At 68.1% G+C, this 26,849-nt stretch carries 29 protein-coding genes, 1 tRNA gene and 1 pseudogene; 7 read left to right on the forward strand and 24 right to left on the reverse strand.

Going from position 1 to position 26,849, the window contains the following annotated elements:
- Positions 1–21: 21 nt before the first annotated feature.
- Positions 22–94: transfer RNA gene (locus tag ACIOVG_RS13440), tRNA-Ala, on the forward strand.
- Between the two features lie 54 nt (positions 95–148).
- Here ACIOVG_RS13440 and ACIOVG_RS13445 read toward each other — a convergent pair.
- The 3 genes and pseudogenes from ACIOVG_RS13445 to ACIOVG_RS13455 all read right to left on the reverse strand — a co-directional run.
- Positions 149–316: pseudogene (locus tag ACIOVG_RS13445) on the reverse strand (methionine adenosyltransferase domain-containing protein); the annotation flags it as partial.
- Between the two features lie 134 nt (positions 317–450).
- Positions 451–660, reverse strand: coding sequence for a hypothetical protein (locus tag ACIOVG_RS13450; protein WP_400874213.1), 210 nt, complete (start codon positions 658–660; stop codon positions 451–453).
- A gap of 136 nt (positions 661–796) precedes the next feature.
- Positions 797–1,003 (reverse strand): hypothetical protein, encoded by a 207-nt coding sequence (locus ACIOVG_RS13455; protein ID WP_400874216.1) that lies wholly within the window; start codon positions 1,001–1,003, stop codon positions 797–799.
- Between the two features lie 228 nt (positions 1,004–1,231).
- On the opposite strand from ACIOVG_RS13455, the gene ACIOVG_RS13460 reads away from it, so the two are divergent.
- Positions 1,232–1,675, forward strand: a complete 444-nt coding sequence (locus ACIOVG_RS13460; protein WP_400874218.1) for a DUF2087 domain-containing protein — start codon at positions 1,232–1,234, stop codon at positions 1,673–1,675.
- Positions 1,676–1,813: 138 nt separating this feature from the next.
- Here the strand turns inward: ACIOVG_RS13460 and ACIOVG_RS13465 are convergent, their stop codons facing one another.
- Both ACIOVG_RS13465 and ACIOVG_RS13470 read right to left on the reverse strand, forming a co-directional pair.
- Positions 1,814–2,854, reverse strand: coding sequence for a hypothetical protein (locus tag ACIOVG_RS13465; RefSeq protein WP_400874221.1), 1,041 nt, complete (start codon positions 2,852–2,854; stop codon positions 1,814–1,816).
- Positions 2,851–3,003 carry a hypothetical protein gene (locus tag ACIOVG_RS13470; protein WP_400874224.1) on the reverse strand — a complete coding sequence of 51 codons (153 nt, stop codon included), beginning with the start codon at positions 3,001–3,003 and terminating at the stop codon, positions 2,851–2,853. Before ACIOVG_RS13470 ends, ACIOVG_RS13465 begins: the two co-directional genes overlap by 4 nt.
- A 271-nt stretch (positions 3,004–3,274) precedes the next feature.
- Here ACIOVG_RS13470 and ACIOVG_RS13475 point away from each other — a divergent pair, with 271 nt between their 5' ends.
- Both ACIOVG_RS13475 and ACIOVG_RS13480 read left to right on the forward strand, forming a co-directional pair.
- Positions 3,275–3,751, forward strand: a complete 477-nt coding sequence (locus tag ACIOVG_RS13475) for a hypothetical protein (RefSeq protein ID WP_400874226.1) — start codon at positions 3,275–3,277, stop codon at positions 3,749–3,751.
- A gap of 316 nt (positions 3,752–4,067) precedes the next feature.
- Positions 4,068–4,760 carry a hypothetical protein gene (locus tag ACIOVG_RS13480; RefSeq protein WP_400874228.1) on the forward strand — a complete coding sequence of 231 codons (693 nt, stop codon included), beginning with the start codon at positions 4,068–4,070 and terminating at the stop codon, positions 4,758–4,760.
- A gap of 99 nt (positions 4,761–4,859) precedes the next feature.
- Here the strand turns inward: ACIOVG_RS13480 and ACIOVG_RS13485 are convergent, their stop codons facing one another.
- From ACIOVG_RS13485 to rplU, 10 genes are all read right to left on the reverse strand, one after another.
- Positions 4,860–5,084 carry a hypothetical protein gene (locus tag ACIOVG_RS13485; RefSeq protein ID WP_247630395.1) on the reverse strand — a complete coding sequence of 75 codons (225 nt, stop codon included), beginning with the start codon at positions 5,082–5,084 and terminating at the stop codon, positions 4,860–4,862.
- A gap of 267 nt (positions 5,085–5,351) precedes the next feature.
- Positions 5,352–5,729: a ribosome silencing factor gene (rsfS, locus tag ACIOVG_RS13490; RefSeq protein WP_400874231.1), complete on the reverse strand. Its 378-nt coding sequence runs from the start codon at positions 5,727–5,729 to the stop codon at positions 5,352–5,354.
- Positions 5,729–6,916, reverse strand: coding sequence for a hypothetical protein (locus ACIOVG_RS13495; protein ID WP_400874234.1), 1,188 nt, complete (start codon positions 6,914–6,916; stop codon positions 5,729–5,731). Before ACIOVG_RS13495 ends, rsfS begins: the two co-directional genes overlap by 1 nt.
- Positions 6,913–7,515, reverse strand: a complete 603-nt coding sequence (gene nadD / locus ACIOVG_RS13500) for a nicotinate-nucleotide adenylyltransferase (protein WP_400874237.1) — start codon at positions 7,513–7,515, stop codon at positions 6,913–6,915. The genes ACIOVG_RS13495 and nadD overlap by 4 nt, the downstream gene beginning before the upstream one ends.
- 6 nt (positions 7,516–7,521) lie before the next feature.
- Positions 7,522–7,746, reverse strand: a complete 225-nt coding sequence (locus ACIOVG_RS13505; RefSeq protein WP_400874239.1) for a hypothetical protein — start codon at positions 7,744–7,746, stop codon at positions 7,522–7,524.
- Between the two features lie 51 nt (positions 7,747–7,797).
- Positions 7,798–9,051, reverse strand: coding sequence for a glutamate-5-semialdehyde dehydrogenase (locus tag ACIOVG_RS13510; RefSeq protein WP_400874242.1), 1,254 nt, complete (start codon positions 9,049–9,051; stop codon positions 7,798–7,800).
- Between the two features lie 61 nt (positions 9,052–9,112).
- Positions 9,113–9,895: a glutamate 5-kinase gene (proB, locus tag ACIOVG_RS13515; protein ID WP_400874244.1), complete on the reverse strand. Its 783-nt coding sequence runs from the start codon at positions 9,893–9,895 to the stop codon at positions 9,113–9,115.
- A complete protein-coding gene (obgE, locus tag ACIOVG_RS13520) occupies positions 9,892–11,388 on the reverse strand; it encodes a GTPase ObgE (RefSeq protein ID WP_400874247.1) in 1,497 nt (498 codons plus the stop codon). Before obgE ends, proB begins: the two co-directional genes overlap by 4 nt.
- Before the next feature lie 77 nt (positions 11,389–11,465).
- The gene (gene rpmA, locus ACIOVG_RS13525; protein WP_400874250.1) at positions 11,466–11,720 is read right to left on the reverse strand and encodes a 50S ribosomal protein L27; all 255 of its coding nucleotides are present in this window, start codon (positions 11,718–11,720) and stop codon (positions 11,466–11,468) included.
- A gap of 19 nt (positions 11,721–11,739) precedes the next feature.
- Positions 11,740–12,048: a 50S ribosomal protein L21 gene (gene rplU, locus ACIOVG_RS13530; RefSeq protein ID WP_170198084.1), complete on the reverse strand. Its 309-nt coding sequence runs from the start codon at positions 12,046–12,048 to the stop codon at positions 11,740–11,742.
- 211 nt (positions 12,049–12,259) lie between these two features.
- Between rplU and ACIOVG_RS13535 the strand changes: the two genes are divergently transcribed.
- Positions 12,260–12,526 (forward strand): DUF4031 domain-containing protein, encoded by a 267-nt coding sequence (locus ACIOVG_RS13535; RefSeq protein ID WP_400874254.1) that lies wholly within the window; start codon positions 12,260–12,262, stop codon positions 12,524–12,526.
- Here the strand turns inward: ACIOVG_RS13535 and ACIOVG_RS13540 are convergent.
- Positions 12,491–15,025 (reverse strand): Rne/Rng family ribonuclease, encoded by a 2,535-nt coding sequence (locus ACIOVG_RS13540; protein WP_400874257.1) that lies wholly within the window; start codon positions 15,023–15,025, stop codon positions 12,491–12,493. The two genes, ACIOVG_RS13535 and ACIOVG_RS13540, sit on opposite strands and share 36 nt — an antisense overlap.
- A gap of 280 nt (positions 15,026–15,305) precedes the next feature.
- Here ACIOVG_RS13540 and ACIOVG_RS13545 point away from each other — a divergent pair, with 280 nt between their 5' ends.
- The gene (locus ACIOVG_RS13545; RefSeq protein WP_247630421.1) at positions 15,306–15,917 is read left to right on the forward strand and encodes a vitamin K epoxide reductase family protein; all 612 of its coding nucleotides are present in this window, start codon (positions 15,306–15,308) and stop codon (positions 15,915–15,917) included.
- A gap of 66 nt (positions 15,918–15,983) precedes the next feature.
- On the opposite strand, the gene ndk is transcribed toward ACIOVG_RS13545, so the two are convergent.
- From ndk to ACIOVG_RS13570, 5 genes are all read right to left on the reverse strand, one after another.
- On the reverse strand, positions 15,984–16,400 hold the full coding sequence (gene ndk / locus ACIOVG_RS13550) for a nucleoside-diphosphate kinase (protein WP_017830321.1): 417 nt from the start codon (positions 16,398–16,400) through the stop codon (positions 15,984–15,986).
- A 1-nt stretch (position 16,401) separates the two neighbouring features.
- Positions 16,402–16,815 carry a DUF4233 domain-containing protein gene (locus ACIOVG_RS13555; RefSeq protein ID WP_400874261.1) on the reverse strand — a complete coding sequence of 138 codons (414 nt, stop codon included), beginning with the start codon at positions 16,813–16,815 and terminating at the stop codon, positions 16,402–16,404.
- Positions 16,812–18,164, reverse strand: coding sequence for a bifunctional folylpolyglutamate synthase/dihydrofolate synthase (locus tag ACIOVG_RS13560; protein WP_400874263.1), 1,353 nt, complete (start codon positions 18,162–18,164; stop codon positions 16,812–16,814). Before ACIOVG_RS13560 ends, ACIOVG_RS13555 begins: the two co-directional genes overlap by 4 nt.
- Positions 18,161–21,532, reverse strand: coding sequence for an isoleucine--tRNA ligase (gene ileS / locus ACIOVG_RS13565; protein WP_400874265.1), 3,372 nt, complete (start codon positions 21,530–21,532; stop codon positions 18,161–18,163). The genes ACIOVG_RS13560 and ileS overlap by 4 nt, the downstream gene beginning before the upstream one ends.
- A gap of 291 nt (positions 21,533–21,823) precedes the next feature.
- Positions 21,824–22,672: an endonuclease domain-containing protein gene (locus ACIOVG_RS13570; protein WP_400874268.1), complete on the reverse strand. Its 849-nt coding sequence runs from the start codon at positions 22,670–22,672 to the stop codon at positions 21,824–21,826.
- 210 nt (positions 22,673–22,882) lie between these two features.
- Between ACIOVG_RS13570 and ACIOVG_RS13575 the strand changes: the two genes are divergently transcribed.
- Positions 22,883–23,533: a pentapeptide repeat-containing protein gene (locus ACIOVG_RS13575; protein ID WP_400874271.1), complete on the forward strand. Its 651-nt coding sequence runs from the start codon at positions 22,883–22,885 to the stop codon at positions 23,531–23,533.
- 33 nt (positions 23,534–23,566) lie between these two features.
- Here ACIOVG_RS13575 and ACIOVG_RS13580 read toward each other — a convergent pair whose 3' ends face one another.
- From ACIOVG_RS13580 to ACIOVG_RS13590, 3 genes are read right to left on the reverse strand one after another with little or no spacing between them, the layout of a single operon-like run.
- Positions 23,567–25,081: an ATP-binding cassette domain-containing protein gene (locus ACIOVG_RS13580; protein WP_400874274.1), complete on the reverse strand. Its 1,515-nt coding sequence runs from the start codon at positions 25,079–25,081 to the stop codon at positions 23,567–23,569.
- Entirely contained in the window at positions 25,078–25,890 is an 813-nt protein-coding gene (locus ACIOVG_RS13585; protein ID WP_400874276.1) for an ABC transporter permease, read from the reverse strand. The genes ACIOVG_RS13580 and ACIOVG_RS13585 overlap by 4 nt, the downstream gene beginning before the upstream one ends.
- On the reverse strand, positions 25,887–26,837 hold the full coding sequence (locus ACIOVG_RS13590) for an ABC transporter permease (protein WP_400874278.1): 951 nt from the start codon (positions 26,835–26,837) through the stop codon (positions 25,887–25,889). The genes ACIOVG_RS13585 and ACIOVG_RS13590 overlap by 4 nt, the downstream gene beginning before the upstream one ends.
- Between the last annotated feature and the right edge of the window lie 12 nt (positions 26,838–26,849).

Below are 26,849 nucleotides of genomic sequence, written 5' to 3' on the forward strand. Positions count from 1 at the left end.
CGGTACGAAAGGGCAGCGTGAGGGCCTGTGGCGCAGCTGGTAGCGCACCTGCATGGCATGCAGGGGGTCAGGGGTTCGAGTCCCCTCAGGTCCACAACGAAACCCGCGAGAGATCGCGGGTTTTCTTGTTTTCTACAGCTGGTTCAAAGGCCGCCACGACGTTCTTTGCAACCAATCGCATCGCGTGCGTCGCAGAACGGTCGACTTCCGAGGGGTCCTTCCCGCCAAACGCACCCCCGCCGTGCCGTGCGGCACCGCCATGGGTGTCCACGATGACTTTCCGTCCAGCGAGCCCGGCATCACCACTTTTCATTCCGCACCTGACTATTGAGCCCTGGTCGCGGGTGCCGCTGCGCTATGTCGCGACGACGAAGACCGGCCGCTCCCGAGCGGCGGGTTCGACCAACTAGAGCCCCGGGTACGCAGCGGGCCCGCCGTACCGAAGTGCGGTCAGTGACTGCGGAACAGAGTGCTGCCGAATCCGAGGAGCATGAGACTTGCGCCGAGAAGGCCAGTGAGAGCAGCTGGGGCGAGGTTCCCGGTTCTGTAATCAGCATCGGAGACGTAGCCCTCAGCGATTGTCATGACGACGGCCAGGACGATGACGGCCGCTCCCACGACGCCAATGCTGACCATCACCCGCCGCGTACTCGCTTTCACGGTTGCTCCTAGGAGTTGTATGCTGCTGCCAAGACGTTGCCGAATCTCACGTCAGGCCGCCATACGTCGAGATTCCACGGTGACATGAACGGTGCGAAGTCGACATGGCGCCGCAGCTGCTCGTAGAACGGATCGGCTACGCCTCGTCGACGGTCGGGGGCGTCACCTTCGCCTTGCGCCGATCGACGACGTAACGGCCGAGCCAGACGGCGGCCGCGATGAAGACGAGCACGACGCTCACGAACGAGTACCAGTCCGGTCCGACGCCTCGCACCAGCATGTTGACTCCGACCACGAAGAACACAGCCGCGCCGAACAGGGACCATCGACCGTTGCCTTCCATAGTGGCGATGCTACCCGCGCGGGGTACCCGAGCAGCGGAAATACCGGCATGCTGAGCTGCGAGGGTGACTCGCCATCGTCACCCTCTGATGGCCGGCGAACTGCACACCTCAGACATCACCCGGTCCCCGACGCAGGTAGGTTCTTCAAGATGGAATCATCACACCGATGGCGGCCTCTGATCGCGGTCTTCGCGAACCCGGAGACGCGACGTGTCGCGGCAGAGCTGATGTTGGGTCGCACGCTTGCGGCCGCGACCGCAGAACTGTCTCCTTCGAAGCGCCGACGCGTGACGGAGGCGATCGAGAACAGCGGAATGGTCCTGCCCGGCACTCAGACGTTCACCCCTGACGTCTTTCGATCGATCCTCGAGTCGACGCCGATTCCCCGGCGTGTGGGCATCGAGCGGTTTCTGGACGGAAAGCGAATCAGGCAGTACCCGGCCAATCTCACGGAACGCGGACAGCTGCTCGAGTGGGTGGCACGCAGCGCCTTCGCCGCAGGCGATGTCCTCACCGAGCTCGAAGTGAACCGCAGACTTCTCCCGTATTCGGAGGATGTCGCCGTGCTGCGTCGATACCTCGTCGACTATCAGCTCCTCGAACGTCGGTCAGACGGCACAGAGTACGCGCTGACAGGAACTGGGCCAGTGTTGGCAATCGAAGACCCGTAGGAGACGACGAATCCCGACCGAGATCTCATGACGTGCCAGCGCGGAACTGTTGCGATCAAAGAGATCACGGACGGATCACGCACGAACGACGCATGTGCAGGAGCGGCTCCGCTACCCGATGTCGCGCACACTCCCGCGTCAGCTCCACACGGCGGTCGCAGCGGCAGCAGCCAGCCCCAGAACGACCACCAGAAGCGCGATGATGAGGCCTCGTCCCGACCTGGGTGCTGCGAAGAGGGCCGCGCGCTCGACATCGCGGCTCTTCCATCCCGTTGTCGTCTCCACGGAGATCGGGACATCCGGTTGCGACAGCAGGGCGACAAGATGACCGACATCGCCGACCCAGCGCCAGGTGACCGGGTCCGTGAACGGCAGGGTCTTCCGGGCGATCACGTAGATCCGCCCCGAGTCCACCTCGACGTCACACGCTCCTGCCACCTCGCGCAGCGCGTCACGCACCTGCGGTGTCAGGTGCCTTCGGACGGCCGCATCAGCCTGAGGCTGGCACCACACGCTGAAGGACGCGTCGAAGTCGACATCGATGTCGAGCGGATGTTGCGCGTCGTGGCGGACCGACGGCTGGCTCCACACGTCGCCGAGCTTCGTGACGATGGTCATCGTCGGCACCGTGGACGGAAGATCCAGCGCGACGTAGCTCGAGCTGTGCTCCACCATCGAACGCCCCATGCTCCGCTCGAAGTGATAGGTGCCCACCTCCATCCCGGATCCCTCGGTCGAGCGCAGCAGATCTCTGATCGCAAGTGGCCCGCCGACGCGGAAACGGGTGACGGGATGCTGCGCCGCCGGCACGGCGGCGACGTGACTCAAGTGATTGTCCGCTGCAAACCGCGGAAGTCGGCGTGCGAGGTCGTCGAGCTCGGATCGGCGCGCCTGGAACGCTCTGATCTGTGCGATCGCGAGTGGTGTCACCATGAACGCGGCGATGATCCAGGTGAGGACGTTCATCCCCTCCCCGCCGCAGATCAGCTGGACGAGCATGACCAGGAGCGCTGCCAGCACGCCGAACCCGAGAACCTGGATGACGACCCTGATCACGAGCCGCGGCACCGACAGCTCTTCGGCGGCGCTCCCCTGGATCGGGCCCTCCGGCGGGCGAACGTGCGCCGTCTTCTCGATCTGCCCGCTCAGGGCGGAGGTGTCGAACTCGACGGAGCTCATGCCTTCCACGCGTCCCCCACCTCGACGATGCCACCCGCGCGCACCATCCCGTTCTGTGCCCGTGTGCCGTCGGCATCACGCATCGATCGCGGGACCGGACGGCGCACACGCGGAGGAGCGGGGAGGAATGTCGATGGGAGATCGCTCATCGGAGAATTCTGTCATCCCACTCCGCGGGTCTCACGAGGCCCACCGCCTACGCGTGTCGCCGAACGTCCCGCGGAGACTCGGGGCAGCTCTGATCGCCTCACCACGGCTCTCCCCGGTGTCGCCGGCGGCGCGTGGCGGCATCTGCCCACCCACGGACCCCGCGGGCGCGGGCGTTAGGCTCGATCCTGGATATCTCGGTCACCACGCGGATGGAGAGCATCGATACCGCCTCCCGGCGGCCCGAGCCGACCTCCGACCACCGTGGAGCGAATGAACATGAACCGATCCGCCGGTCATCGACGGGTTCTCACCCTCGGTGTCGTGGGCATGTTGCTGGGCGGAGCGCTGTCCGGATGTTCCGTGGGGAGCGACACGGGTGAGCCGGTCGACTACGGGGACGTCGCCACGGCCATCGCAGCTGCCGTGCCGCGAGTGGTGGAGGTGGACAAGCTGGACCAGTCCATGAACGGGCTCGGTCACCGGCTCTCGGTCGGCCTGGAGATGGACACGGCTGTCCCGTTCACCCCGGATGAGCTCGATGCGGTCGTGCAGTCGATCTGGGGCACGTTGCCGTGGGAGCCGAACACGATTGTGATCACCGCAGGCGCCGCTGACGAGGAGACCGCCGTCGACGTGAGGTCGGCGGCGGATGAGCTCGAACCGCTGGGCGCGACGAATGCCGGTCAGGCCGGCGTCAGCCTCACCGGCATGGACGCCCGCTACGGCGCGTGGTCGGCCCCGGAGTAGTCCATCCCCGACCCATCATCGTGGTGACGGTGTCCGCGCTGCACGGCGCGCGAACCTGTTCCGCACTCGCGCGCGATGGGCACGCTCTATCTCGTGGACCATCCAGCGTTCAACAGCGCGCACCGTCTCCGCGCGGCAGCGGACCCGCGCAGCGATGCCGGCGCAGCGGGATCGACAGCCCCGCGAATCCGGGCCGCGGGAGGGCGCAACGAAGGCGCAATGGCCGCACCGTCGCATCTGCGGGATCGAGCGGGAAGAATTGCGGACGCCAGAGCAGGAGACTGTCCATGCTCGCTCCACGCAGGAGACAGACCCGATGCCCCGCCCGGACACCAACGATCAGACCACACCGCTCTCCGGCCCGACGCGACGCACCGTGGTGCGCTCCGCCGCCTGGTCGATTCCGGTCATCGCGGCAGCCATCGCCGCGCCCCGAGAGGGCGCATCGACCCCGGCATTCATCTGCCCGGACATCTCGGATTCGTCGCTGTGGACCGTTGCATCACTGGTGTCGGGAGCCCTCGGCAACGGAAGCAACCGCTGGAACACGACGCTGACCCCCGGAGTCCATCTGTTCCAATCGGAAGCGGACAATCACGTACAGGGGTGGGGCGCGACGTACGCCACGTCGCGCACGGCCACCACATTCGAAGCCGTTGCGGGAGCGACGTACACCTTCGTCTTCACCGTGCGCGCCGGTTACGGCAACAACCAGATGTCCCGCTCCCGGCCGCAGCGCGTGTCGGTCCTCGTCGGCGGCCAGACTCTCTGGACGGGGAACACGCGAGCGAGCGTTCCGGAGTTTCCGGGCGGCGCGCAGCTGCCGATCGCGAACAACGTCGCCACCGTGACGGCGCAGACCTACTCCGTGGACTTCACGGCCCTCACGAGCGGTCCCACGGTGTTCCAGTACCAGTTCGTCGTGCCCGGGGCGGCGATCTCGGCCAACCCCGCGGGTGCGAACGACGACATCTGGATCTCGATCCCGACGACGGCCTGTACCGTCTGATCCTTCTCACCACCGGGAACCGTGCGATGGCGCTTGAAAGCATGGACGGCTCCCCGGTCACCAGGCCGAGCCGAAGACGAACGCCGCGAGTTCCTGCGCCTAAGCGGGCGGCGGCGGCAGATGCGGGATGGCCACTGGCCGGGTCGCCCTGCTGACGCTCAGCATCCGCTGAACATCGTCGAGCACCGCCAAGGCGGAGCCGTACCGGGTGGCCAACGGCAGATCGCGCAGCCAGACCACCTCCACCTCGGTGTCGTCCAATTCGTAGACGCGCGCGACAGCGTGCCGAGAGTCATCCGGCGGGTAGCGCAGGTCGCTGATCACCCACTCCGATCGTGAAACTCGGCGCAGCGCGCATCTCGGATCCGGTACGTCAGACATCTCTTCTCAGCCCTCCCAGACCTCGTCCCCCACAGACGAGTGTGCGGGCAGCGTGCGCGAGAGGATAGCCCCTTGACAGGATCGTCCCCGTGACCACGGTCGGGGCGAGCACAGCCTTCACGGAGACCGGTGCACTCCCGCGATCCGCCCTGAAACACGAGGCCGCCCCCGGTGCTGCTCGCGCAGTCCGGGGGCGGCGTTTTCAGGAGGTCACTCTCCCGCGACGGGCTCAGCGAGCTCGATCGGAACGACCGGGCAGTCCTTCCAGAGGCGCTCGAGGTCGTAGTAGACCCGCTCCTCCTGGTGGAACACGTGCACGATCAGATCGCCGAAGTCCAGCAGGATCCAGCGCGATTCCGCGCGCCCTTCACGGCGCACACGCTTGTGGCCGGACTCCAGGAGCTTGTCCTCGACCTCGTCGGCGATCGCGGCGACGTTCCGCTCGCTGTTACCGGTGACGAGAAGGAAGATGTCGACCAGCGGAAGCGGTTCCGAGACGTTCAGGGCGACGAGGTCCTCACCGCCCTTGGAGGCAGCGGCGTCTGCGGCGATGCGCAGCATTTCTTCGGCAGTTTCAGGTGATTGCATCAGAACACATTCGTAGTGAAGGCGAAAATGAGGACGACGCCCAGGGCGAGCGCGAGGCCGCCGGCCGTGATCGCCAAAATGAGCATGAGCTTGTTGCCCTTTTCAGGCGCGGGGGGACGAATCACCTCGCCGGCGGGCTTGATGGTGCTGACCGCGGAGCTCGCCGCGATCGGCGTGGGTGATGACGCGGGAGGCAGTTCGCCGTCGATGAGCACGGCGTCCACCTCCTTGCCGTCGGTGGTGCCATGCGCGTGCCCCTGCGAACCGATGCCCTGAGGCAGTTCGTAGGAACCCGTGACCAGGATCTCGCCGGTGGAGGCGACGGGTCCGGAGAGGGATCCTTCACCGGGCGACGGCGTGAAGATCAGGGCGCTCGGCGCGATGTGCTGAGAGCCGGTGGAATCGCCGACCGAGAGAAGCTCGTCGAACGAAGGGGTGAAGGGCTGGGGGGCTTCCACCGGCTCGCCAAGGAGTTCCTCTCCGAAGGCGGGGTTCACGGTGGGACGTTCATCCTGGAGCACGTCGTCGTGTGCATCCGTGACATCGGCGAGCACGTCGTCCGGGTCCGCGTCGCTCTCGAGTCCGAGAGCCGCGACGTCGTCTGCGGATTCGTCGACGACCTCGAGTGGGACCTCGCCGATCGAGTCAGCGGCGCTCACCGCGCTCACGGGCTCGACCGTTGCGATGTCATCGACGCCTTCGTCGTCGTCACCGGCATCCGAAGGCACGGGGCGAACGAAGTCGGGGACGGCCGACACGATGGCCGCCTCGTCGACGACAGCAGTCTCCTGCGCGACCGGAGCCTGTTCGGCTGCGGGCTCCTCGGCTGCGGGCTCCTCGGGCGTGGATTCCTCCGTCGCGGACTCGGCTGCCGATGCGTTCTCGGTGTCATCGCCGGCACCGATCACCGGAACGGAAGCCGTGCGGACGCGCTCCTGAGCGCGAGCCTGACGACGGGTGAGCGGGGCATGGCCGGCGTCTGCGGTGCTCTCGGCGGCAGGCGCGGGAGCGGGAGCGACCGGCTCGACGGGTTGGGGAAGTGGCGGAACCGGGGGCACGACCACATCGGCCGTGGCCGCCGCAGCGGCATCCTCGGGGGTGATGACCGGCGTGGAACCCGTCAGTCGGATCTCCCTCAGCTGCTTACGCGTCAGCGGACCCTGCTCCTGCTGATCCGATGTACTCATGCCTTGCTCCGATACAGATGATGCTTCGCGATGTACTGGACGACACCGTCGGGGACGAGGTACCAGACCGGCTGATCGTCGCGAACGCGTTCACGGCAGGCCGTCGATGAGATCGACAGGGCCGGCACTTCCAGTTGGCTGACGTTGTCGCTCGGGAGGCCGTCAGTACTCAGGACATGTCCTGGGCGAGAGACCGCGACGAAATGGGCCAACTCCCACAACTCATCATGGTCCCTCCAACTGAGAATTTGCGCCACGGCGTCGGCGCCGGTGATGAAGAAGAGCTCCGCATCCTCACGATCGCGCTTCAGATCCTTCAGCGTGTCGATCGTGTAGGTCGGGCCCTCACGGTCGATATCGACGCGGCTGACCGTGAACCGCGGGTTCGAGGCCGTCGCGATGACCGTCATCAGGTAACGGTGCTCGCTGGGCGTGACCCCCGACTTCTGCCACGGGTGCCCTGTCGGGACGAAGACGACTTCGTCCAGATCGAAGGAATGCGCCACCTCGCTGGCGGCGACCAGGTGCCCATGGTGGATGGGGTCGAACGTGCCACCCATCACGCCGATGCGTGGAGCACGCGAGGTCGCTGCATTCATGGGGGCCTAGTGGCCGTGTCCCGCCCCGTGGCTGTCCTTGCCGTGCTTCGCCGCCCAGGCTTCGGCCTTCGCGGAGTGACGGTTGGCGACGTTCTTGTAGGACAGCGTCACCAGGCCGAGGAATGCGAACACGATCGCCGCGATGACTCCGAAGATGACGGTCTCGAGGGCGACGTTGCCATGGTGCTCGGTTTCGGCAGCGGCCATCGCGATCTGTGCGACGAGGTTCATCGGGGCTCCGTTTCATGACCGGGTACGGTACAGCGTCCCCCAGTCTAGCCCTCAGCCGCGCGTCTGCCCTGATCCACGCGCCAGCCACTTGGTGCTGGTCAGCTCAGCCAGGCCCATGGGACCGCGTGCGTGCAGCTTCTGCGTCGAGATGCCGACTTCGGCTCCGAAGCCGAACTCCGCTCCGTCGGTGAACCGGGTCGAGGCGTTCGCCATCACGACGGCTGAATCGACCTCGGCGAGGAAGCGCTCGATGTTGCGCGCGTCCGTCGAGATGATCGATTCGGTGTGACCGGTGCTGTAGCGGCGGATGTGGTCGAGCGCTTCGTCGAGTGAATCGACGACCTTGATCGCGACGTCCAGGCTGAGGTATTCGGTCGCCCAGTCCTCCTCCGTGGCGGGGATGACGTTCGACACGAGTCCGGCGACGATGTCGTCACCGTGCACGGCGACGCCTTCGCTCTGCAGCGCGCTCGCGACCAGGGGGATCAGCCGCGGCGCCGCCTGGCGGTGCACGAGAACGGTCTCGACGGCGTTGCATACGCTCGGACGCTGCACCTTGGCGTTCACGACGATGTCGCGCGCCCAGTCGTCGGGCGCGCTCTCGTCGAGAAGGATATGCACGTTGCCCGCGCCGGTCTCGATGACAGGCACCGTGGACTCGGTCACGACGGTCTCGATCAGCCCCGCGCTGCCGCGGGGCATCAGGACGTCGATGAATCCCCGGCCGTGCATGAGCGCCTTCGCGCCTTCTCGACCGAAATCATCGACCGTCTGGATCGCCTCGGCGGTGACGCCTGCCGACTCCAGCGCTTCGCGCATGATGCGTACGAGGACCGTGTTCGACTCGTGCGCGGCACTCCCTCCCCGCAGCACGACAGCGTTGCCGGAGCGCAGAGCGAGGGCGGCGATGTCGACCGTGACGTTGGGTCGCGCCTCGTAGATCGCTCCGACCACGCCGAACGGCACGCGCACCTGTTCGAGAGCCACGCCGTTCGGCATCCGGTGCCCGCCGACCACGCGGCCGACCGGGTCGGGAAGTGCGGCGACCTGCCGCACCGCGGAGGCGAGCGCCGCGACGCGCTTCGCGTCCAGACGAAGGCGGTCGATCAGCGACTCACCGATGCCGTCCGCGCGGCCCCGGGCGATGTCGAGCCCGTTGGCTTCGATGATCGGTGCCGCGTTCGACTCCAGTGCGAGGGCGATGGACTCGAGGGCGCGCGCCTTGTCGTCGCTGGTGAGGGCGGCGATCGCGCGGGACGCATCCTTTGCGCGCTCGAGACGCACCTGAGGGGTCTGGTCGGTCATCCGCCCAGTCTAGAGCGTGGGCGCACACTAGGATCGGAGCATGACACCCGCGGTGACGCGGTCAGACGGCGGGCTCGAACCAGGTGCCGATCTCGTCCCCGGCAAGGGCCTTGTCGACCAGGTCGGCGCTGGTGACGAGCACCCCGATGCCCGATGCGGCGGCGAGACGGGCGGCAGAGACCTTGGTCGCCGCTCCCCCGGTGCCGACGCTGTTGACGACGGTGGCGCCGAACTCCAGTCCGCTCAGATCCGCGTCCGCGGCGATGATGTCGATCGGCTCGGCTCCCGGATCGGTCGGGGGCTTGGTGTAAAGGGACTCGATGTCGCTGAGCAGGATCAGTGCGTCCGCCTGGATCAGCTGCGCGACGAGGGCCCCCAGACGGTCGTTGTCGCCGAACCGGATCTCCTGCGTCGCTACCGTGTCGTTCTCGTTCACGATCGGCAGCACCCGCAGCCCCATCAGCCGCTCCATGGCGCGGCGCGCGTTGCTGCGCGACGTGGGGTTCTCGAGGTCGCCCGTCGTCAGGAGCACCTGCCCTGCAACGATCTCGAAGGGCCGCAGCGACTCCTGATACCGGTACACGAGCATCGTCTGGCCGACGGCAGCGGCCGCCTGCTGCGTGGCGAGGTCCGTGGGCCGCGCATCGAGCTGCAGGAAGGGGATGCCGGTGGCGATCGCGCCGGATGACACCAGCACCACCTCGGCGCCGCGCGCGTGCGCGGCCGCCAGTGCTTCGACGAGCACGGGGATGCGCCAGGACGACTCGCCGCTGATCGAGGACGATCCCACCTTCACCACGATGCGTGAGGCGGTGGCGAGGTCGGCCCGCGACCGTGCGGTCACTCGTCGTCTCCTCGGTAGGCGGCGAGACGCTGAGCTTCCACCTCTGCTCGGGCTTCGGCCTTGGCATCCATGCGCTCGTAGTAGGTCTCACGACGCTCGGACGTGGTGCGGCGCGAGTTCGGTGCGAGTCGAGGGTCGGTCCCTCGCGGCGCCGTCATGAGCTCAGCGGCCGAGGTCATCGTCGGCTCCCAGTCGAACACGATGCTGTCGGCCTCGCCGATCACGACGGTCGAGCCCTGAACGGCCCCGACGCGGAACAGCTCGTCCTCGACGCCGAGACGCTCCAGACGATCGGCCAGGTATCCCACGGCCTCCTCGTTCTGGAAGTCGGTCTGCTGAACCCAGCGCACCGGCTTCTCGCCGAGGATCCGGTACACGTTGCCGTACGTGCCACCCTCCACGCGGATGGTGAACTCCTTCTTGGAGCGGCGAGGACGGATGACGATACGCTCCGGCACCTCGACGACGGTCTCGGCGCGGTGCTTCTCGACGATCTCGCCGAGCGCGAAGGTCAGCGGACGCAGTCCCTCGTGGGAGATCGTGGAGATCTCGAACACGCGGAAACCGCGGGCTTCGAGATCGGGGCGCACGAGCTCGGCGAGGTCGCGAGCCTCCGGCACGTCGATCTTGTTCAGCGCGATGAGCTGAGGACGCTCCAGAAGCGGCGTCTGCCCCTCCGGCACCTCGTACGCGGCCAGCTCCCCGAGGATCACATCGAGGTCGGAGATCGGGTCGCGACCCGGTTCGAGCGTCGCGCAGTCCAACACGTGCAGCAGCGCGGAACACCGCTCGACGTGACGCAGGAACTCGAGGCCGAGGCCTCGACCTTCGCTGGCGCCCTCGACGAGACCGGGCACATCGGCGACCGTGTAGCGCGATTCGCCGGCCTGCACGACACCGAGGTTCGGGTGCAGCGTGGTGAACGGGTAGTCGGCGATCTTCGGCCGTGCGGCCGAGATGGCGCCGATCAGGCTCGACTTGCCCGCGGACGGGTAGCCCACCAGCGCGACGTCGGCCACGGTCTTGAGCTCGAGGACGACGTCGCCCTCGTAGCCCGGCGTGCCGAGCAGCGCGAAACCAGGGGCCTTGCGCTTCGGCGACGCGAGGGCGGCGTTGCCGAGACCGCCCTGACCTCCGGCGGCGACGACGAAGCGCTCCCCCGGGACGATCATGTCGATCAGGACCGTGCCGTCGGGCGACTTCACGACGGTGCCGACCGGCACGGGAAGTTCGAGATCCTCCCCCATGAAACCCGCACGGTGGTCGCCCATGCCCGGGCCGCCGTTCCCTGCGGAGCGGTGCGGCGAGTGATGGTACGACAGCAGCGTGCCGGTCTGGGTGTCGGCGACGAGCACGACGTCTCCGCCGTCTCCGCCGTTCCCGCCGTCAGGACCGCCGAGCGGCTTAAACTTCTCGCGGTGGACCGAGACACAGCCGTTCCCGCCCTTGCCGGCGCGCAGATGCAGCGTCACGGTGTCGACGAAGCTGACCATGTCGAGTTCCCCTCAGATACACGGACGGGGCGAGCCGAAGCCCGCCCCGAACCGGATGATTGTGTGTCGTGTTGCGATTACTCGGCGACGACGATGTTGATGACCTTGCGGCCACCCTTGGCGCCGAACTGGACCGCACCGGCGGCCAGGGCGAACAGCGTGTCGTCTCCGCCACGGCCGACGTTCACGCCGGGGTGGAAGTGCGTGCCACGCTGGCGGACGATGATCTCGCCGGCGTTGACCTGCTGACCGCCGAAGCGCTTCACGCCGAGGCGCTGTGCGTTGGAGTCACGACCGTTACGGGTGGAGCTTGCGCCCTTTTTATGTGCCATGTCCTGGTCTCCTCGGTCTTTACTTGATGCCGGTGATCTTGACGCGCGTGAGCTCCTGGCGGTGGCCCTGACGCTTCTTGTAGCCGGTCTTGTTCTTGTACTTCTGGATGATGATCTTCGGGCCGCGGAGGTTGCCGATGACCTCAGCCGTGACCTTGACCTTCGCGAGCTTGTCAGCGTCGGTGGTCACGGAGGTGCCATCGACGAGCAGCACAGCTGCGAGCTCGATGTTCTCGCCCTGGGCAGCCTTCACACGATCGAGCTGAACGATCGTGCCGACCTCGACCTTCTCCTGCCGCCCACCGGCGCGCACTACTGCGTAAACCACTTCATACCTGTTTCGTTGGGGAGCAAATCGCTCCGAGAATCTCACGGGAAGACTGTTGCTTGCATGCACCGCGGGCGGCGGGTGCGAACGCAAGGCTCTCCACTCCGACCGACGAGGACGGGGCGGCATACGCACCAAGGGACTACTTTACCGGATGGCGGACCCTGCCGCAAAGCGAGCCGCGGGGTGTGTCCGGCCATAGGCTGACAATATGACGATACTCGTCGACGACCCGCTCTGGCCCGCCCACGGTCGACTCTGGGCACACCTGGTCAGCGACGACAACCTGGACGAACTGCACGCTTTCGCGCGAGCGCACGATCTGCCCGCACGCGCGTTCGACCTCGATCACTACGACGTTCCGGAGGAGATCATCCCCCGGCTCCTCGCAGCCGGCGCTCAGCACGTCGGCGGCAAGGAGCTGGTGAGACGACTGATCGGCTCAGGACTCAGAGTCCCCGCCCGCGACCGGCGCTGAGCTCTCACCGTTCACCGACACCGGAGTGCCGGTGAGGGCAGCCGTGCTGACCCGACGGCGTCCACGCCCCTGACCGGGTGCCTTGGGCTCAGGGAGAGCGTCCAGCACCGAGTCGAGCAGCTGCTCAGCGGGTGACTTCGGACCGTTGCGGTCCGCTCCGCGCTTCTTGCGAGCCTTCTTGGGACGCTCCGCCTTGGCCGGAGCCTCGGTCGTCGCCTCAGGGAGCTCGATCGCCGGCTCAGCGGGCTCGGCGTTCGGAGCGAGTGTCGAGGCGGCGATCTGCGCGAGCGCGGACTTCGCTCCCTCGGGGATGCTGTGGGTCACCGTGGCGGCCGGCGGGGCGCTCTGGCTCTGACCGCCACCGTTACCGCCGCGCTGGCGACGTCCGCTCTGGTTGTTGCCGTTGCTCTGTCCGCCGTTGCTGTTCCCATTGCCGCTGGAGCGGTGCTTCACGACGGGGTCGTGGTGCACGATCACGCCGCGACCGGCGCAGACCTCGCAGGCCTCGCTGAAGGTCTCCAGCAGGCCGAGGCCGAGCTTCTTGCGCGTCATCTGCACGAGGCCGAGCGAGGTGACCTCTGCGACCTGGTGCTTCGTGCGGTCACGGCTCAGGCACTCGATCAGACGGCGCAGCACGAGGTCACGGTTCGACTCGAGCACCATGTCGATGAAGTCGACGACGATGATGCCGCCGATGTCGCGCAGACGCAGCTGGCGGACGATCTCCTCCGCGGCCTCGAGGTTGTTCTTGGTGACCGTCTCCTCCAGGTTGCCGCCGGAGCCGACGAACTTCCCGGTGTTGACGTCGACCACGGTCATGGCCTCGGTGCGGTCGATCACGAGCGAGCCGCCGGAGGGCAGCCAGACCTTGCGGTCGAGGGCCTTCTCGATCTGCTCGGTGATGCGGAACGCGTCGAAGGGGTCGGTCTCGTCCTCATAGGAGTCGACACGCTCGAGCAGGTCGGGCGCGACGCTCTCGAGGTAGGCGCGGATGGTGCGCTGAGCCTCTTCGCCCTGGATGAGCATCTTCGTGAAGTCCTCGTTGAAGACGTCACGGACGATCTTGACGAGCAGATCCGGCTCGGCGTGCAGCAGTGCGGGAGCCTGCTGGTTCTCGACCTGCTTCTGGATGTGCTCCCACTGGCTGGTGAGACGCTGCACGTCGCGGGTGAGCTGGTCTTCCGTGGCGCCCTCGGCAGCCGTGCGGACGATCACGCCGGAGGACTCCGGCAGGACCTCCTTCAGGATGCGCTTGAGGCGGGCGCGCTCGTTGTCGGGGAGCTTGCGGCTGATGCCGTTCATCGACCCGCCGGGCACGTACACGAGGTAGCGGCCGGGCAGCGAGATCTGGCTCGTCAGGCGCGCGCCCTTGTGCCCGACCGGGTCCTTGGTGACCTGGACCAGCACACGGTCGCCCGGCTTCAGAGCGAGCTCGATGCGGCGGGGCTGGTTGCCGGTCTCGACGCCGTCCCAGTCGACCTCGCCGGAGTAGAGCACCGCGTTGCGGCCGCGACCGATGTCGACGAACGCGGCCTCCATGCTCGGGAGCACGTTCTGCACGCGGCCGAGGTAGACGTTTCCGATCAACGACGCGTCCTGGTTGCGGGCCACGTAGTGCTCGACGAGAACGCCGTCCTCCAGGACGCCGATCTGGGTACGACCGTTCTTGGAGCGGACGACCATCATGCGGTCGACGGACTCACGACGGGCGAGGAACTCGGCCTCGGTCACGACCGGGCGGCGACGGCCGGCATCGCGACCGTCGCGGCGGCGCTGCTTCTTCGCCTCGAGACGCGTGGAGCCCTTGATGGCCTTCGGCTCGGTGATGTACTCGACGACGCGCTGACGCTGGCGCGGCTCGTCGCGCTGGTCATCTGCGTCGGAACCTCCGCGGCGGCGACGACCGCGGCGAGCCGAGGTCGACTCCTCCTGCGGCTGCTCGCGCTCGGCGATGCGGTCGAAGACGCGCTCGCGCTCAGGGCGGGCGGGAAGCGGGACGATCGCCGGTGCGTAGAAGTGGAGCTGCGTGGACACCTGCGAGACGAAGACCTCGGGCAGCAGGCCCAGCGAGACCGCGGTGACCGGGGCGGGAGCGGCGGGCGCCTCGGCCGGAGCGGGGGCCTCGGCAGCGGGAGCGTCCTGGGCGGGAGCCTCCTCAGCCGGAGCTTCCTCGGCGGGAGCGTCCTCTGCGGGAGTCTCGCCAGCAGGAGCTTCCTCAGCAGGAGCTTCCTCAGCAGGAGCTTCCTCAGCAGGAGCTTCCTCAGCAGGAGCGTTCTCTGCCGGCGCCTCGTCTGCGGGAGCCTCTTCCGCCGCCGGGGCGGCGTCCTCCTCGACGGAGGCGCTCACCTCTTCGACGTTCGCGTCGGAGTCGGCGGAGTTCTCCACTGCCTCTTCGGACACGCCCTCGGCGTCGGGAGCGGTGGGCTCCGTCAGCTGATCCGCGGCGTCAGCCGGGAAGTCGAGGGTAGGGGTGTTGTTGTCATTGTTCTCGTCGGCCATCTCTGGCTTGCTCCCTGCGCGGGCACTAGGTGCTCCACGAAATCTCATGCGTCACCCGCAGGTGTCGCGAACTCATTCGGTCTGCGACCGGCTCATGGCTCTGATCGCTGGGGCATGGGGCCCCGAAGTCTGCGTCAATACGTGTGACGGCGGCGCCGCTCATCGCATCACAGGCCATTATCGCATCATGTGGCCGTGATCGTGGCATCTCGTCTCCGACGCGGTGTTTTCCCCGGTGCGTTCACGCCGCATACATAGCCGTCGCTGAGATAATCCACATATGAGCGAGCAGCGCACCCGCCCCGTCATCTATGCCGTCTGGCTGATCATCGCGAGCGTGGTGGGCTGGTTCGCCGCCTTCCAGCTCACAGTCGAGAAGTTCGCTCTTCTGGAGAACCCGCAAGAGGCCCTCTCCTGTGACCTGAGCCCATTCATCCAGTGCAGCACCAACCTCCAGTCGTGGCAGGGGTCCGTGTTCGGGTTCCCGAACCCGATCATGGGACTCACCGGCTGGATGGCACCCCTCGTCGTCGGCGTCGCGATCCTGGCTGGGGCGCGCTTCCCTCGCTGGTTCTGGGCAGCTTTCGGTGTGGGGATCACCTTTGCGTTCGGACTCGTCTGCTGGTTGATCGGCCAGAGCCTGTACGACTTGTTCGTCCTGTGCCCGTGGTGCATGGTCACCTGGGCCGTCACGATCCCGACATTCTTCGCCACGATGCTGCACCTCACGCGCAACGGAACGTTCACCAGCAACGAGAAGGCCCAGGCTCGTGCAGACAAGCTGATGGCCTGGGTGCCGCTCCTGACGATCGTTTCCTACGCGATCATCATCCTGCTCGCGCAACTCCAGGGTCTCGACTTCCTGGGTGAGATGGTCAAGATCCTGTTCTGACGCCTGCCGTGAGATCGACGAAGGCCCGCCCACTTCTCAAGTGGGCGGGCCTTCGTGTGAGCGGGCTCAGTCGAACCAGATGCCGAGCTCGCGCGCCGCGGACTCGGGGCTGTCGGAACCGTGCACCAGGTTCTGCTGCACCTTGAGGCCCCAATCGCGACCGAAGTCGCCACGGATCGTGCCGGGTGCGGCGGTGGTCGGGTCGGTCGTTCCCGCGAGCGAGCGGAAGCCCTCGATCACGCGGTTGCCCGCGAGACGGATGGCGACCGACGGGCCGGAGAGCATGAACTCGAGGAGCGGCTCGTAGAACGGCTTTCCCTCGTGTTCTGCGTAGTGCTCGGCGAGCAGGTCGCGATCCGGCTCCACGAGGCGGATGTCGACGAGCGCGTAGCCCTTCGCTTCGATGCGGGCGAGGATCGCGCCGGTCAGGCCGCGCGCGACGCCGTCGGGCTTGACGAGGACGAGGGTTTCTTCGGTGGCCATGTCATTCACTCTCTGTCTGACTCTCTGTCGAGGGCTCGGCGGGACGTCGTGCGTCCAATCGGGCCCCTCCGATGGTCGCATACGCCCACATGCCGCCGAAAATCACGACGACGAGCAGGATCGCGGGAACGAGGATGGCGGAGAGGGCGACGATCACCTGGATCACCCATCCGGCCGTGATCGCCCAGGGCTTCGCCGCCATGCCGGCGACGGCGATGCAGGCGAGTGCCAGCACGGCACCGCCCACGATCCCCCACCACTGCTCGACACCTGCAGGCAGCGCCTTCAGCCCGAACACCGTGAGACCGGCGAGGAACACGACGATCGCCTCGAAGCCGAGCACGATCGGCGCCAGCTTCTGCACGAGCGTGCGCGGCGGACGGGGAGCCCGGGCGGGCCTCGCATTCGCGCTCATGCGCGCCACCCCGATTTCCAGTCCTCTTCCTCCGACAGCGCGATGGCCTCACCGGCGAGCACGACGGATCCGGCGATCACGACCGCGCGGCGGTCGGATGAAGCGGCCCACTCGCGGGCGGCATCCGCTGCCTCGGCCAGCGTGTGGTGCACGGTGGCGCGCCGGCCGGTCTGCTCGACGAGGTCGGCGATGGCATCCGCTTCGCTCGCCCGGTCGGAGTCGGGAGCCGTGGCGAACACGTGCGCGACGCCCGGCGCGAGCTGCGCGACGATCCCCGCCGCATCCTTGTCGCTCAGGATGCCCAGCACCAAGCCCCACTCGTCGAAGTCGAAGCTGTCGTCCAGTGCCTGCGCGAGCGCGTGCGCGCCGTGCGGGTTGTGGGCGGCATCCACGACCACCGTGGGGGCGATGCCGAGCAGCTGCAGGCGACCAGGCGACGTGGTCCCCTGCAGCCCGTCCGAGATGATGTCCCCCGCGATGCGCTGCGTGGCGCCGCCGATGAGGGACTCGACCGCGGCCACCGCGAGTGCCGCGTTGTGGCCCTGGTGCGCGCCGTACAGCGGCAGGTACTCCTCGGAGTACTCCCCCGCGAGTCCGCGGATCGAGAGGAGCTGGCCGCCGACGGCGAGCTTCTGATCCGTGAGGCCGAACTCCTCGCCCTCGAACGCGATGGTCGCGTGGCGCTCGGCGGCGACGCGGCGCAGCACCTCTGCGGCCTCTGCGGGCTGCTGAGCGGAGACGACCGCCGCCCCCTCCTTGATGATCCCGGCCTTGACCTGCGCGATCTCGGCGATCGTGTCGCCCAGGCGATCCGCGTGGTCGATGTCGATCGGCGCGAACACCGCGACGTCGCCATCGGCGGTGTTCGTGGAGTCCCACTCCCCACCCATGCCGACTTCGAGCACCAGCACGTCCACGGGCGCATCCGCGACCGCGACGAAGGCGAGCACGGTCAACAGCTCGAAGAACGTCAGCGGTTCTTCGCCGTCGGCCTCCAGCTCGGCGTCGACGATCTCGACGAACGGTTCGATCTCGTCCCACGCGTCGGCGAACGCCGCATCGGCGATCGGCTCGCCGTCGATCAGGATGCGCTCGGTGAAGCGCTCCAGGTGCGGGCTCGTGAACAGTCCGGCGCGCAGCTCATGCGCCCTCAGCAGGCTCTCGATCATCCGCGCGGTGGACGTCTTGCCGTTCGTACCGGTGATGTGCACCACGCGGTAGGTGCGCTGCGGGTCGTCCAGGTACGCCAGGATGCGCGCGGTGCGCTCCTTGCGCGGCTGCACCCAGCGCTCCCCCGCGCGGCTCAGGAGAATCTCGTAGACGGCATCCGCCCTGTCCTTGTCGCTCATGCGCCTGCTCCGATCCGGCTGACGGCGATCGTGAAGTCCTCGCGGTTGGCGTAGGTCCCCTTCGGGATCACCGCCGTGAACTCGGCGAAAGGCAGCTCCGCGTCGCCGCGCAGCAGAGAATGCTCCAGGGCGAGCGTCTCCCCCGCGACCTCGGCGATCTCGAACGCGGCCGAGACGGCATCCGCATCCTCATCGCTCGCGAAGCGCAGGTCCAGACGGATGCGGTCGCTCACGTCGAAGTCCGCGTTCTTGCGGGTCTCCTGCACGGCGCGGATGACGTCGCGCGCAAGGCCCTCGGCCTCCAGCTCCGGCGTGGTCTGCGTGTCGAGCAGCACGAAACCGCCCGTCGGCACGATGGCGAGAGCCTCGCCCTCCGGCCGACCGGTCGTCTCGAGCACCAGCTCATACTCCGACGGCTCCAGCGCGATGCCTCCTGCCGTGACCACTCCGTCGGTCTCGGACCAGTCCCCGGCCTTGGCCGCCTTGATGACGGTCTGCACGTTCTTGCCCAGACGCGGACCGGCCGCGCGGGCGTTGACGCTCAGACGGTGGTCGATGCCGTAGGACACCGCTGTGTCGTCGGCGAGTGTCACGAGCTCGACGGACTTCACGTTGAGCTCCTCGCGGAGGATGTCCTCGAACTGTCCGAGCGAAGCCGCGAGCGGAGAGACGACGGTGAACCGGGCGAGGGGAAGCCGCACGCGCAGCTTCTCCTTCTTGCGCAGCGCGTTGCCGACGCTCGACAGCTCGCGCACGGCATCCATCGCGTCGCGGATCTCGTCGGCTGCGGGGAACTGCGCGTCATCCGGCCAATCCGTCAGGTGCACGCTGCGGCCACCGGTGAGCCCCTGCCAGACGCGCTCGCTGATCAGCGGCACGAGCGGCGCGGCGACACGGGTCAGCGTCTCGAGCACCGTGTAGAGGGTGTCGAAGGCCTCCCGGCTCTTCGGGTCCTCGGTCACGCCGGTCCAGAACCGATCGCGCGAGCGGCGGATGTACCAGTTCGTCAGCACCTCGGCGAAGTCGCGCAGACGAGCGGCCGCGGTGGTCGAGTCGAGACCTTCGAGGTCGGCGCGCACCTCGCGCACCAGATCACCGAGTCGGGCGAGGATGTAGCGGTCGAGCACGTCGGTGGAGTCGGTGCGCCACTCGGCCTCGTAGCCGTCGGCGCCGGACGCATTCGCATACGTCGCGAAGAAGTACCACGAGTTCCACAGCGGCAGCAGGAACTCCCGCACACCGGACCGGATGCCCTCCTCGGTCACCGCCAGGTTGCCACCACGCAGCACCGAGCTCGACATCAGGAACCAGCGCATCGCGTCGGAGCCGTCTCGATCGAGCACCTCCGACACGTCGGGATAGTTCCGCAGCGACTTCGACATCTTGTAGCCGTCGCTGCCGAGCACGATGCCGTGGCAGCTCACACCCGTGAAGGCGGGGCGATCGAACAGCGCGGTCGACAGCACGTGCATGACGTAGAACCAGCCGCGCGTCTGCCCGATGTACTCGACGATGAAGTCGGCAGGGGCGTGCGTGTCGAACCACTCCTGGTTCTCGAACGGGTAGTGCACCTGCGCGTAGGGCATCGATCCCGAGTCGAACCACACGTCGAAGACGTCTTCGATGCGGCGCATCGTGCTCTTGCCGGTGGGGTCGTCGGGGTTCGGACGGGTGAGGTCGTCGATATACGGACGGTGCAGGTCGATCTCGCCCTCAGGGTTGCGCGGCAGCGTCCCGAAGTCGCGCTCCAGCTCCTCCAGCGAACCGTACGCGTCGACGCGCGGGTACTCCGGGTCGTCGCTCTTCCAGATCGGGATCGGCGAGCCCCAGTAGCGGTTGCGGCTGATCGACCAGTCGCGCGCACCCTCGAGCCACTTGCCGAACTGTCCGTGCTTGACGTTCTCCGGCACCCAGGTGATCTGCTCGTTGTTCGCGAGCATGTCGTCCTTGATGTCCGTCACACGGATGAACCAGCTCGACACGGCCTTGTAGATCAGGGGGTTCCGGCAGCGCCAGCAGTGCGGGTACGAGTGCTCGTAGCTCTGCAGGCGGACCAGGCGTCCGTTCTCGCGGATGAGACGCACGAGCGGGGTGTTGGCGTCCATCCAGAGCTCGCCGGCGACGTCTGTGACGTTCGGGAGGAACCGTCCGCCGTCGTCCAGCGAGAGGATCGTGGGGATTCCGGCGGCACCGGCCACACGCTGGTCGTCCTCACCGTAGGCGGGGGCCTGGTGCACGATGCCGGTGCCGTCGCTGACCGTGACGTAGTCGTCGACCAGGATGCGCCAGGCGTTCTCGGTGCCGTAGGTCTCCTCATCGGCGTAGTAGTCGAACAGGCGGTCGTAGGTCACGTCCTGCAGCTCCGCGCCGCGGACCGTCTCATCGACCGCGGCGAGCGCGTCGTCGACGCTCTCGTAGCCGAGGTCCTTGGCGTATCCGCCGAGCAGTTCGCGTGCGAGCAGGTAGCGGTGCGCGGAGGCCTCGACCGCGGCATCCGTCGTCCCGGCGGCCTGGTGCACATCCGCCGCACCGTTCGGACCGGCCGGCAGCACCACGTACTCGATCTCCGGCCCCACGGCGAGCGCGAGGTTGGTGGGCAGGGTCCAGGGCGTGGTCGTCCAGGCGAGCGCTCGTACTCCGGTGAGGCCGAGGGCCTCAGCCTTCGCGCCCGTGAGCGGGAAGGTGACCGTGACGGACGGGTCCTGGCGCATCTGGTAGACGTCGTCATCCATGCGCAGCTCGTGCGCGGACAGCGGGGTCTCGTCGCGCCAGCAGTACGGGAGCACCCGGTACCCCTCGTAGGCGAGGCCCTTGTCGTACAGGGTCTTGAACGCCCAGAGCACGCTCTCCATGTACCCGAGGTCGAGTGTCTTGTAGCCGCGCTCGAAGTCGACCCAGCGTGCCTGGCGGGTGACGTAGTCCTGCCACTCGTGCGTGTAGGTGAGGACCGAGTCCTTGGCCTTCGCGTTGAAGACGTCGATGCCCATGGCCTCGATCTCGCTCTTCTCGGTGATCCCGAGCTGCTTCATAGCCTCGAGCTCGGCGGGGAGCCCGTGGGTGTCCCACCCGAAGACCCGGTCGACCTTGTGGCCGGTCATGGTCTGGAAGCGCGGGAACACGTCCTTGGCGTAGCCGGTGAGCAGGTGGCCGTAGTGCGGCAGGCCGTTCGCGAACGGAGGGCCGTCGTAGAACACCCACTCGGGCGAACCGTCGCGCTGCGCGATGGAGGCGCGGAAGGTGTCATCCTTCTCCCAGAACGCGAGCACCTCCTCCTCGATCTGGGGGAAGCGCGGGCTGGGCGCGACGGAGGCAGCGGCGGGGCCGAAGGAGGAGGTCCCTGAGCTGGTCGAGGGGCGGGGGTAGGTCATCGTGTCTCGCAGTGGTCGTCGTGGCGGATGCTCCTGCGAGGACGACCCTCACGGACCGCGGTACCACCTCGCGTGCCACGCCGTGCGACGCGACCACTCTCACTGCGGCTGTGACGGGCCTGCCCCGCTCGGTTCTACTGGGCCCGTCTCCGGACTGTTCTTCCGAGAGCTCCCCGGTGATGCCGGATCGATGCTCGTCCCTCCAGTGTACGCGTGCGTCGGGCTTCGGAGTTCTGCCGCATTCAGGAACAATTCGCGGCCGGTGATCCGAGATGCTGCAGAACTCCGAAGTCACGCGCGCGGCACGCGGTGGAGTCCTTGCGCGACAGCGTGCATGATCATGTCCTGCACGACGTGCCACTGCTCCATCACCTGCCGATACCCCACGCGGATGACGTGGTAGCCGAGCATCTTCAGCTCGGCATCGTGGCGGATGTCTTCGGACCGCTGGGCGCCGACGTGAGTCGAGCCGTCGATCTGCAGCACCAGGCGGTCGCCGATCAGGGCATCCACCCGATGCCCCGCTATCCACGTCTGGAAGTACAGAGGAATCCGCAACCAGCGCAATCGGAGGCGCACGTATGTCTCGAGTCCTGCGTCAGCGAAGGGCCAGGCATCCGCGAGCAGATCCCGAGCGACTGCCTTCAGCGGCAGCCTCTCGAGCGCGGCACGCTCCACCAGTCCTTTGTTGAGCGCAGACTCCCACGTGGCGAGGGCGCGCTCCCTCCGCTCACAATCCGCGACGATGGCGAGTACGTTCTCGATGGAGTCGACGAGCGAATCCGGATCGCGCGGGATCAACGGACGCGCCCAGTGAACGCGCACTCCATGGTCCTTGCGCACGGCGGCTCGGGGCGCCGCTCCGACATGACAGAAGCCGTCATCTTCGTGCACCCAGAGGCCCAGCCGGCGGGCCTGCGTGATGCAGGTGAGCACCACCCCGCGTCTTGCCGCCTCGATCAGCATCGGATCTGCCTGCGGAAGAGCGATCCACCCCTGTCGCACCGCGAACACCGCCGAACCGGCCACTGCATGCGCGATGTCGTATCGGCTGATTCCTCGCGCACGAAGCGCGGAGGTCCGGGCGACACCGCCCAGCGTCATGACCTCCTGGATGAGTCGGGGCGTTCGTGTCGACATCCATCGACCATGCCGCGTCCCGATCCACCTCCCGTACCCGTATGCCGCACGCGGTGCACCCGCAGCTCCAGCCTCTCTCTGTGCAGGACAAGTGACTCTCGGACTTCTGCCGTATCTCGGAGGACTTCGGGCGTGGCGATCCGAGATGCTGCAGATCTCCGAACCCACGCAGCAGCCTCCGGTGTCGACACCACCCCGTACTCTCGGAGCATGGCCCGCACCACCGAATCCCCTGCCGCGCCGCGGGTCTCACCGCCCGACCTGCCCGAGGAGTTCACCCCGGCCGCCCCGGCCCGCAACGCCGACCTCATCGCGGCGACGCTCGATGTGAGCGGCACGGTCGACCTCGCCTATGCGTCGCTCGAACAGTGCCGGATGACGGCGGATGCCGATGCCGTCGACCTGACCGGCGGAACGATCCTCGACGTCGAACTCACCGACGCACGCATCGCCTCGCTGCGTCTGCGCGGCGCCGGTGTGCGTCGACTGCGCATCGTGGGCGGACGCATCGGCACCCTCGATCTGAGCACGGCGCGCATCTCGGAGCTCGAGCTGACGGGTGTCCGCATCGACTACCTCAACCTCGGAGCAGCGCGCGCGACAGACGTCGAGATCTCGGACTGCCGCATCCGCACGCTCGACATCCCCCAGGCCGAGCTCACCCGCGTGCGCTTCGCCCGCACCACCTGCGACGAGGTCGATCCGCGAGGCATGCGCGCCACCGACGTCGACCTGCGCGGCCTCGACGCACTCTCGTTCCTCGACGCGAACAGCCTCCGCGGCACCACGCTCACGGAGTTCCAGGTGCAGCAGCTGGCTCCCGTGATCGCGGCCGGCCTCGGCATCCAGATCAAGGGCTGACGGCGCACGCACGCACGCCCGCAGAATGCCGCCTCAGCGCACCCCACTCGCGGCGAGCAGCTCTCGGGTGAACGGATGCTGCGGCGCCTCGAACACGTCCGCGATGCTGCCCTGCTCGACGATTCGCCCGTCCTGCATCACGAGCACCTCATCGGCGACGGCGCGCACCACGTCGAGGTCGTGCGAGACGAAGATCATCGTGAGCCGGCGTTCCCGCTGCAGACGCAGCAGCAGCTGCAGCACCCGCTCGCGCACCGACGGGTCCAGCGCGGACACCGGTTCGTCCAGCACCAGCACGTCCGGATCCGCGGCCAGCGCCCGTGCGATCGCCGCACGCTGCCGCTGACCCCCCGACAGCGCGGCCGGACGCCGAGCCGCGAGGCCCGGGTCGAGGTCGACCTCGGCCAAGAGCTCCTCGACGCGACGCGGTCGCTCCCCCCGCGGCACACCTCCTGCGGCGAGCGCCTCCCGCAGGGAGCGACCGACCGACCAGCGCGGGTCGAAGGCGCCGAGGGGATTCTGATGCACGAGCTGCACGCGGTGGCCGGGCTCCCAGCGCACCTCACCCTGATCCGGATGCTCGACCCCCACGACCATGCGCCCCAGAGTCGTCTTGCCGGAACCGGACTCCCCCACGATGCCTAGTGTGCGACCACCCGGAACGATGAACGAGGCATCGACCACGGCCGGGGCACCGGCGAACGCCTTCGACACCGCTAACGCGGTCAGCACGGGCGCTGCGTCGACCGCGTCCGACATTCGCGGCTCGTGGATCGTGGCCGCGATGAGCTCCCGTGTATACGGATGCTGCGGGGACTCCAGCACGTCCGCCACGGCACCGGACTCCACGACTTCGCCCCGTCGCATCACCAGCACCCGGTCAGCGAGGCGTCGCACGGCTGCGAAGTCGTGACTCACGAACACGACGGCGGTCCCGGCGTCCGCGATCTCGCGCAGCAGGTCGAGGATGCGGGCCTGCACGGTCGCGTCGAGCGCGGTCGTGGGCTCGTCAGCGACCAGCACGGCAGGCATCGCCGCGAGCGCCGAGGCGATGAGCGCGCGCTGGCGGAGCCCACCGGACAGCTCATGCGGATACTGTCGCGCCTGGCGCTCCGGTTCCGGCATCCACACGCGCCGCAGCAGCGCCTGCACACGCTCGCCGATCGCCGCACCGTCCAGGGCGGCCGGATGCAGCCGCAGCGGTTCCGCGATCTCGGTTCCGATCCGCTGCAGGGGGTCGAGGGCCACGAGGGCGTCCTGCGACACCAGGGCGATCTCCGCGCCCCGGATCCGTCGCCAGGCGGGGTCCTTCCACCCGCGCACATCGACTCCTCCGACATCCAGACGGTCGGCCTCCACGCTCGCGCTCGAAGGGGTGAGTCCGAGCAGAGCGCGCGCGGTCAACGACTTGCCCGCCCCGGACTCCCCGACGATCGCGACACACTCACCGGCGGACACCGTGAACGAGACCCCGTCCACGACAGGAGCAGCGGCGAAACGGATCCGCAGATCCTGCACATCGAGCACGGGCGGTGACAGGTCGTTCATCGCGCCCTCCCCTCTGCGCGGGCACGGAGCATCCGCCCGACGATCGTCGCCGCGATGACCGTGATCGTGATGGCGATGCCGGGGAACACCGAGATCCACCACGCCTGCCCCAGCACGTTCCGGCCACCGGCGAGCATCAGCCCCCACTCCGGCGTCGGCTCGGCAGGTCCGAGTCCGAGGAAGCTGAGCCCGGAGGCGGCGAGGATGGCCGAGCCGATGCCGATGGTCGCGAGCACGCTCAACGAACCGAGCACACCGGGCAGCACATGCCGCACGAAGGCGGGCACCGCCGGCACACCCAGGATCCTCGCGGCCTCCACGTGCTCCGCCACGCCGAGCGTGCGGGTCTGCACGCGCGCGAGACGGATGTACACGGGCACGGCCGCCAGCGTCACCGCGAGGGCCACGTTGACGGGGCCGGGGCCGAGGATGGCGATCACGACAAGGGCGACGAGGAACTCGGGGAATGCCATCAGCACGTCGTTGACTCGCATCAGCGTGACATCCACACCGCGTGGCGCGATACCCGCCAGCGCTCCGACCGAGAGCCCGACGACGACAGCGATCGCGGTCGCGAGCAGCCCGACCCCGACAGACCGTCCGGCGCCGTACACCACGCGGGAGTACACGTCCCTGCCACTCTGATCCGTGCCGAACAGGTGTCCGTCGCCCGGAGGCAGCAGCGCGCCCCGCACGTCGGTCTGCAGCGGGTCGTGCGTCGCGAGCACGCCGGGGAACGCCGCCGCGAACGCGATCAGCAACAGCACGGCAACCGCACACCACAGCAGCACACGCTGCGCCCGCCTCATCGTCGCGCTCCCGAGGCAGCGGCCGTGCGGCGCAGGCGCGGGTCGATGAGCGGATGCAGCAGCTCGACGAACAGGTTCACGGTCACGAACACCAGCGCGCTGAGCAGGATGATGCCGGAGATGACGGGCAGGTCGCGGTCGCTGATGGCGGCGAGGGTGACCCGCCCCAGTCCGGGCCGGGCGAACACCGTCTCGACCAGCACGGCGCCGCCGAGGACCGAGCCGGTGAGGTAGGCCGTGAGCGTCACCGCGCTGGACGCGCCATGGCGCAGCCCGTGGCGAAGGGTGAACCACCCGCGACTGGCGCCGCGGGCACGCACGGTCTCGGCGAACGGCATCCGCTCCGCCTGGATCAGCCCGTCGCGCAGCACCTGGCCGAGCAGCGCCGCCACGGGAAGCGCCAGCGTGACGGCCGGCAGCACGATGGTCGCCGGATTGCGACTGCCGGAGACCGGGAACCAGCCGAGACCGAAGGCGAACACGCTCAGGAGCACCAGACCGATCCAGAAGACCGGCGACGACAGCACGACCAGCTCGACCCCGGTGGCGACGGCGCGGGCGACCTCGCCACGTGCGAGCAGCGCGACGGAGAGGGCGAGCACCACAGCGATCCCGAGCGCGAGCGCCGACAGCTGCAGCGTCGCGCCGAGCTGGCGACCGATGACCTCGGTCACCGGCAGCCGCAGCTGATACGACTCACCGAGGTCGCCGCGCACGAGCTGTCCGAGATACGTCAGGTACTGCTCGAACGGCGGGCGGTCCAGGCCGAGGTCGGCACGGATCCCGTCTTTCACGGCCTCGCTGACCTGAGCCTGCGGACCGAGCATGACCGACACCGGATCACCGGGGATCACGCGGAACGCGAGGAACGCGACCGTGGCGGCTCCCCACAGCACGACGACAACGGAGGCGAGCAGCCCGGCGATCCGCAGGAGCACAGCTCTCACCGCTCCCCCTCC

This window comes from Microbacterium sp. NPDC087591 (assembly GCF_044743625.1).
Classification (GTDB): Bacteria; Actinomycetota; Actinomycetes; order Actinomycetales; family Microbacteriaceae; genus Microbacterium.

Excerpts from the sequence above, each read along its gene's own strand:
- ACIOVG_RS13455 (WP_400874216.1), bottom strand. The coding sequence starts at position 1,003 with ATGGAAGGCAACGGTCGATGGTCCCTGTTCGGCGCGGCTGTGTTCTTC.
- ACIOVG_RS13460 (WP_400874218.1), top strand. The coding sequence starts at position 1,232 with ATGTTGGGTCGCACGCTTGCGGCCGCGACCGCAGAACTGTCTCCTTCG.
- ACIOVG_RS13465 (WP_400874221.1), bottom strand. The coding sequence starts at position 2,854 with ATGAGCTCCGTCGAGTTCGACACCTCCGCCCTGAGCGGGCAGATCGAG.
- ACIOVG_RS13470 (WP_400874224.1), bottom strand. The coding sequence starts at position 3,003 with ATGAGCGATCTCCCATCGACATTCCTCCCCGCTCCTCCGCGTGTGCGC.
- ACIOVG_RS13475 (WP_400874226.1), top strand. The coding sequence starts at position 3,275 with ATGAACATGAACCGATCCGCCGGTCATCGACGGGTTCTCACCCTCGGT.
- ACIOVG_RS13480 (WP_400874228.1), top strand. The coding sequence starts at position 4,068 with ATGCCCCGCCCGGACACCAACGATCAGACCACACCGCTCTCCGGCCCG.
- rsfS (WP_400874231.1), bottom strand. The coding sequence starts at position 5,729 with ATGCAATCACCTGAAACTGCCGAAGAAATGCTGCGCATCGCCGCAGAC.
- ACIOVG_RS13495 (WP_400874234.1), bottom strand. The coding sequence starts at position 6,916 with ATGAGTACATCGGATCAGCAGGAGCAGGGTCCGCTGACGCGTAAGCAG.
- nadD (WP_400874237.1), bottom strand. The coding sequence starts at position 7,515 with ATGAATGCAGCGACCTCGCGTGCTCCACGCATCGGCGTGATGGGTGGC.
- ACIOVG_RS13505 (WP_400874239.1), bottom strand. The coding sequence starts at position 7,746 with ATGAACCTCGTCGCACAGATCGCGATGGCCGCTGCCGAAACCGAGCAC.
- ACIOVG_RS13510 (WP_400874242.1), bottom strand. The coding sequence starts at position 9,051 with ATGACCGACCAGACCCCTCAGGTGCGTCTCGAGCGCGCAAAGGATGCG.
- obgE (WP_400874247.1), bottom strand. The coding sequence starts at position 11,388 with ATGGTCAGCTTCGTCGACACCGTGACGCTGCATCTGCGCGCCGGCAAG.
- rpmA (WP_400874250.1), bottom strand. The coding sequence starts at position 11,720 with ATGGCACATAAAAAGGGCGCAAGCTCCACCCGTAACGGTCGTGACTCC.
- ACIOVG_RS13535 (WP_400874254.1), top strand. The coding sequence starts at position 12,260 with ATGACGATACTCGTCGACGACCCGCTCTGGCCCGCCCACGGTCGACTC.
- ACIOVG_RS13540 (WP_400874257.1), bottom strand. The coding sequence starts at position 15,025 with ATGGCCGACGAGAACAATGACAACAACACCCCTACCCTCGACTTCCCG.
- ACIOVG_RS13545 (WP_247630421.1), top strand. The coding sequence starts at position 15,306 with ATGAGCGAGCAGCGCACCCGCCCCGTCATCTATGCCGTCTGGCTGATC.
- ndk (WP_017830321.1), bottom strand. The coding sequence starts at position 16,400 with ATGGCCACCGAAGAAACCCTCGTCCTCGTCAAGCCCGACGGCGTCGCG.
- ACIOVG_RS13555 (WP_400874261.1), bottom strand. The coding sequence starts at position 16,815 with ATGAGCGCGAATGCGAGGCCCGCCCGGGCTCCCCGTCCGCCGCGCACG.
- ACIOVG_RS13560 (WP_400874263.1), bottom strand. The coding sequence starts at position 18,164 with ATGAGCGACAAGGACAGGGCGGATGCCGTCTACGAGATTCTCCTGAGC.
- ileS (WP_400874265.1), bottom strand. The coding sequence starts at position 21,532 with ATGACCTACCCCCGCCCCTCGACCAGCTCAGGGACCTCCTCCTTCGGC.
- ACIOVG_RS13570 (WP_400874268.1), bottom strand. The coding sequence starts at position 22,672 with ATGTCGACACGAACGCCCCGACTCATCCAGGAGGTCATGACGCTGGGC.
- ACIOVG_RS13575 (WP_400874271.1), top strand. The coding sequence starts at position 22,883 with ATGGCCCGCACCACCGAATCCCCTGCCGCGCCGCGGGTCTCACCGCCC.
- ACIOVG_RS13580 (WP_400874274.1), bottom strand. The coding sequence starts at position 25,081 with ATGAACGACCTGTCACCGCCCGTGCTCGATGTGCAGGATCTGCGGATC.
- ACIOVG_RS13585 (WP_400874276.1), bottom strand. The coding sequence starts at position 25,890 with ATGAGGCGGGCGCAGCGTGTGCTGCTGTGGTGTGCGGTTGCCGTGCTG.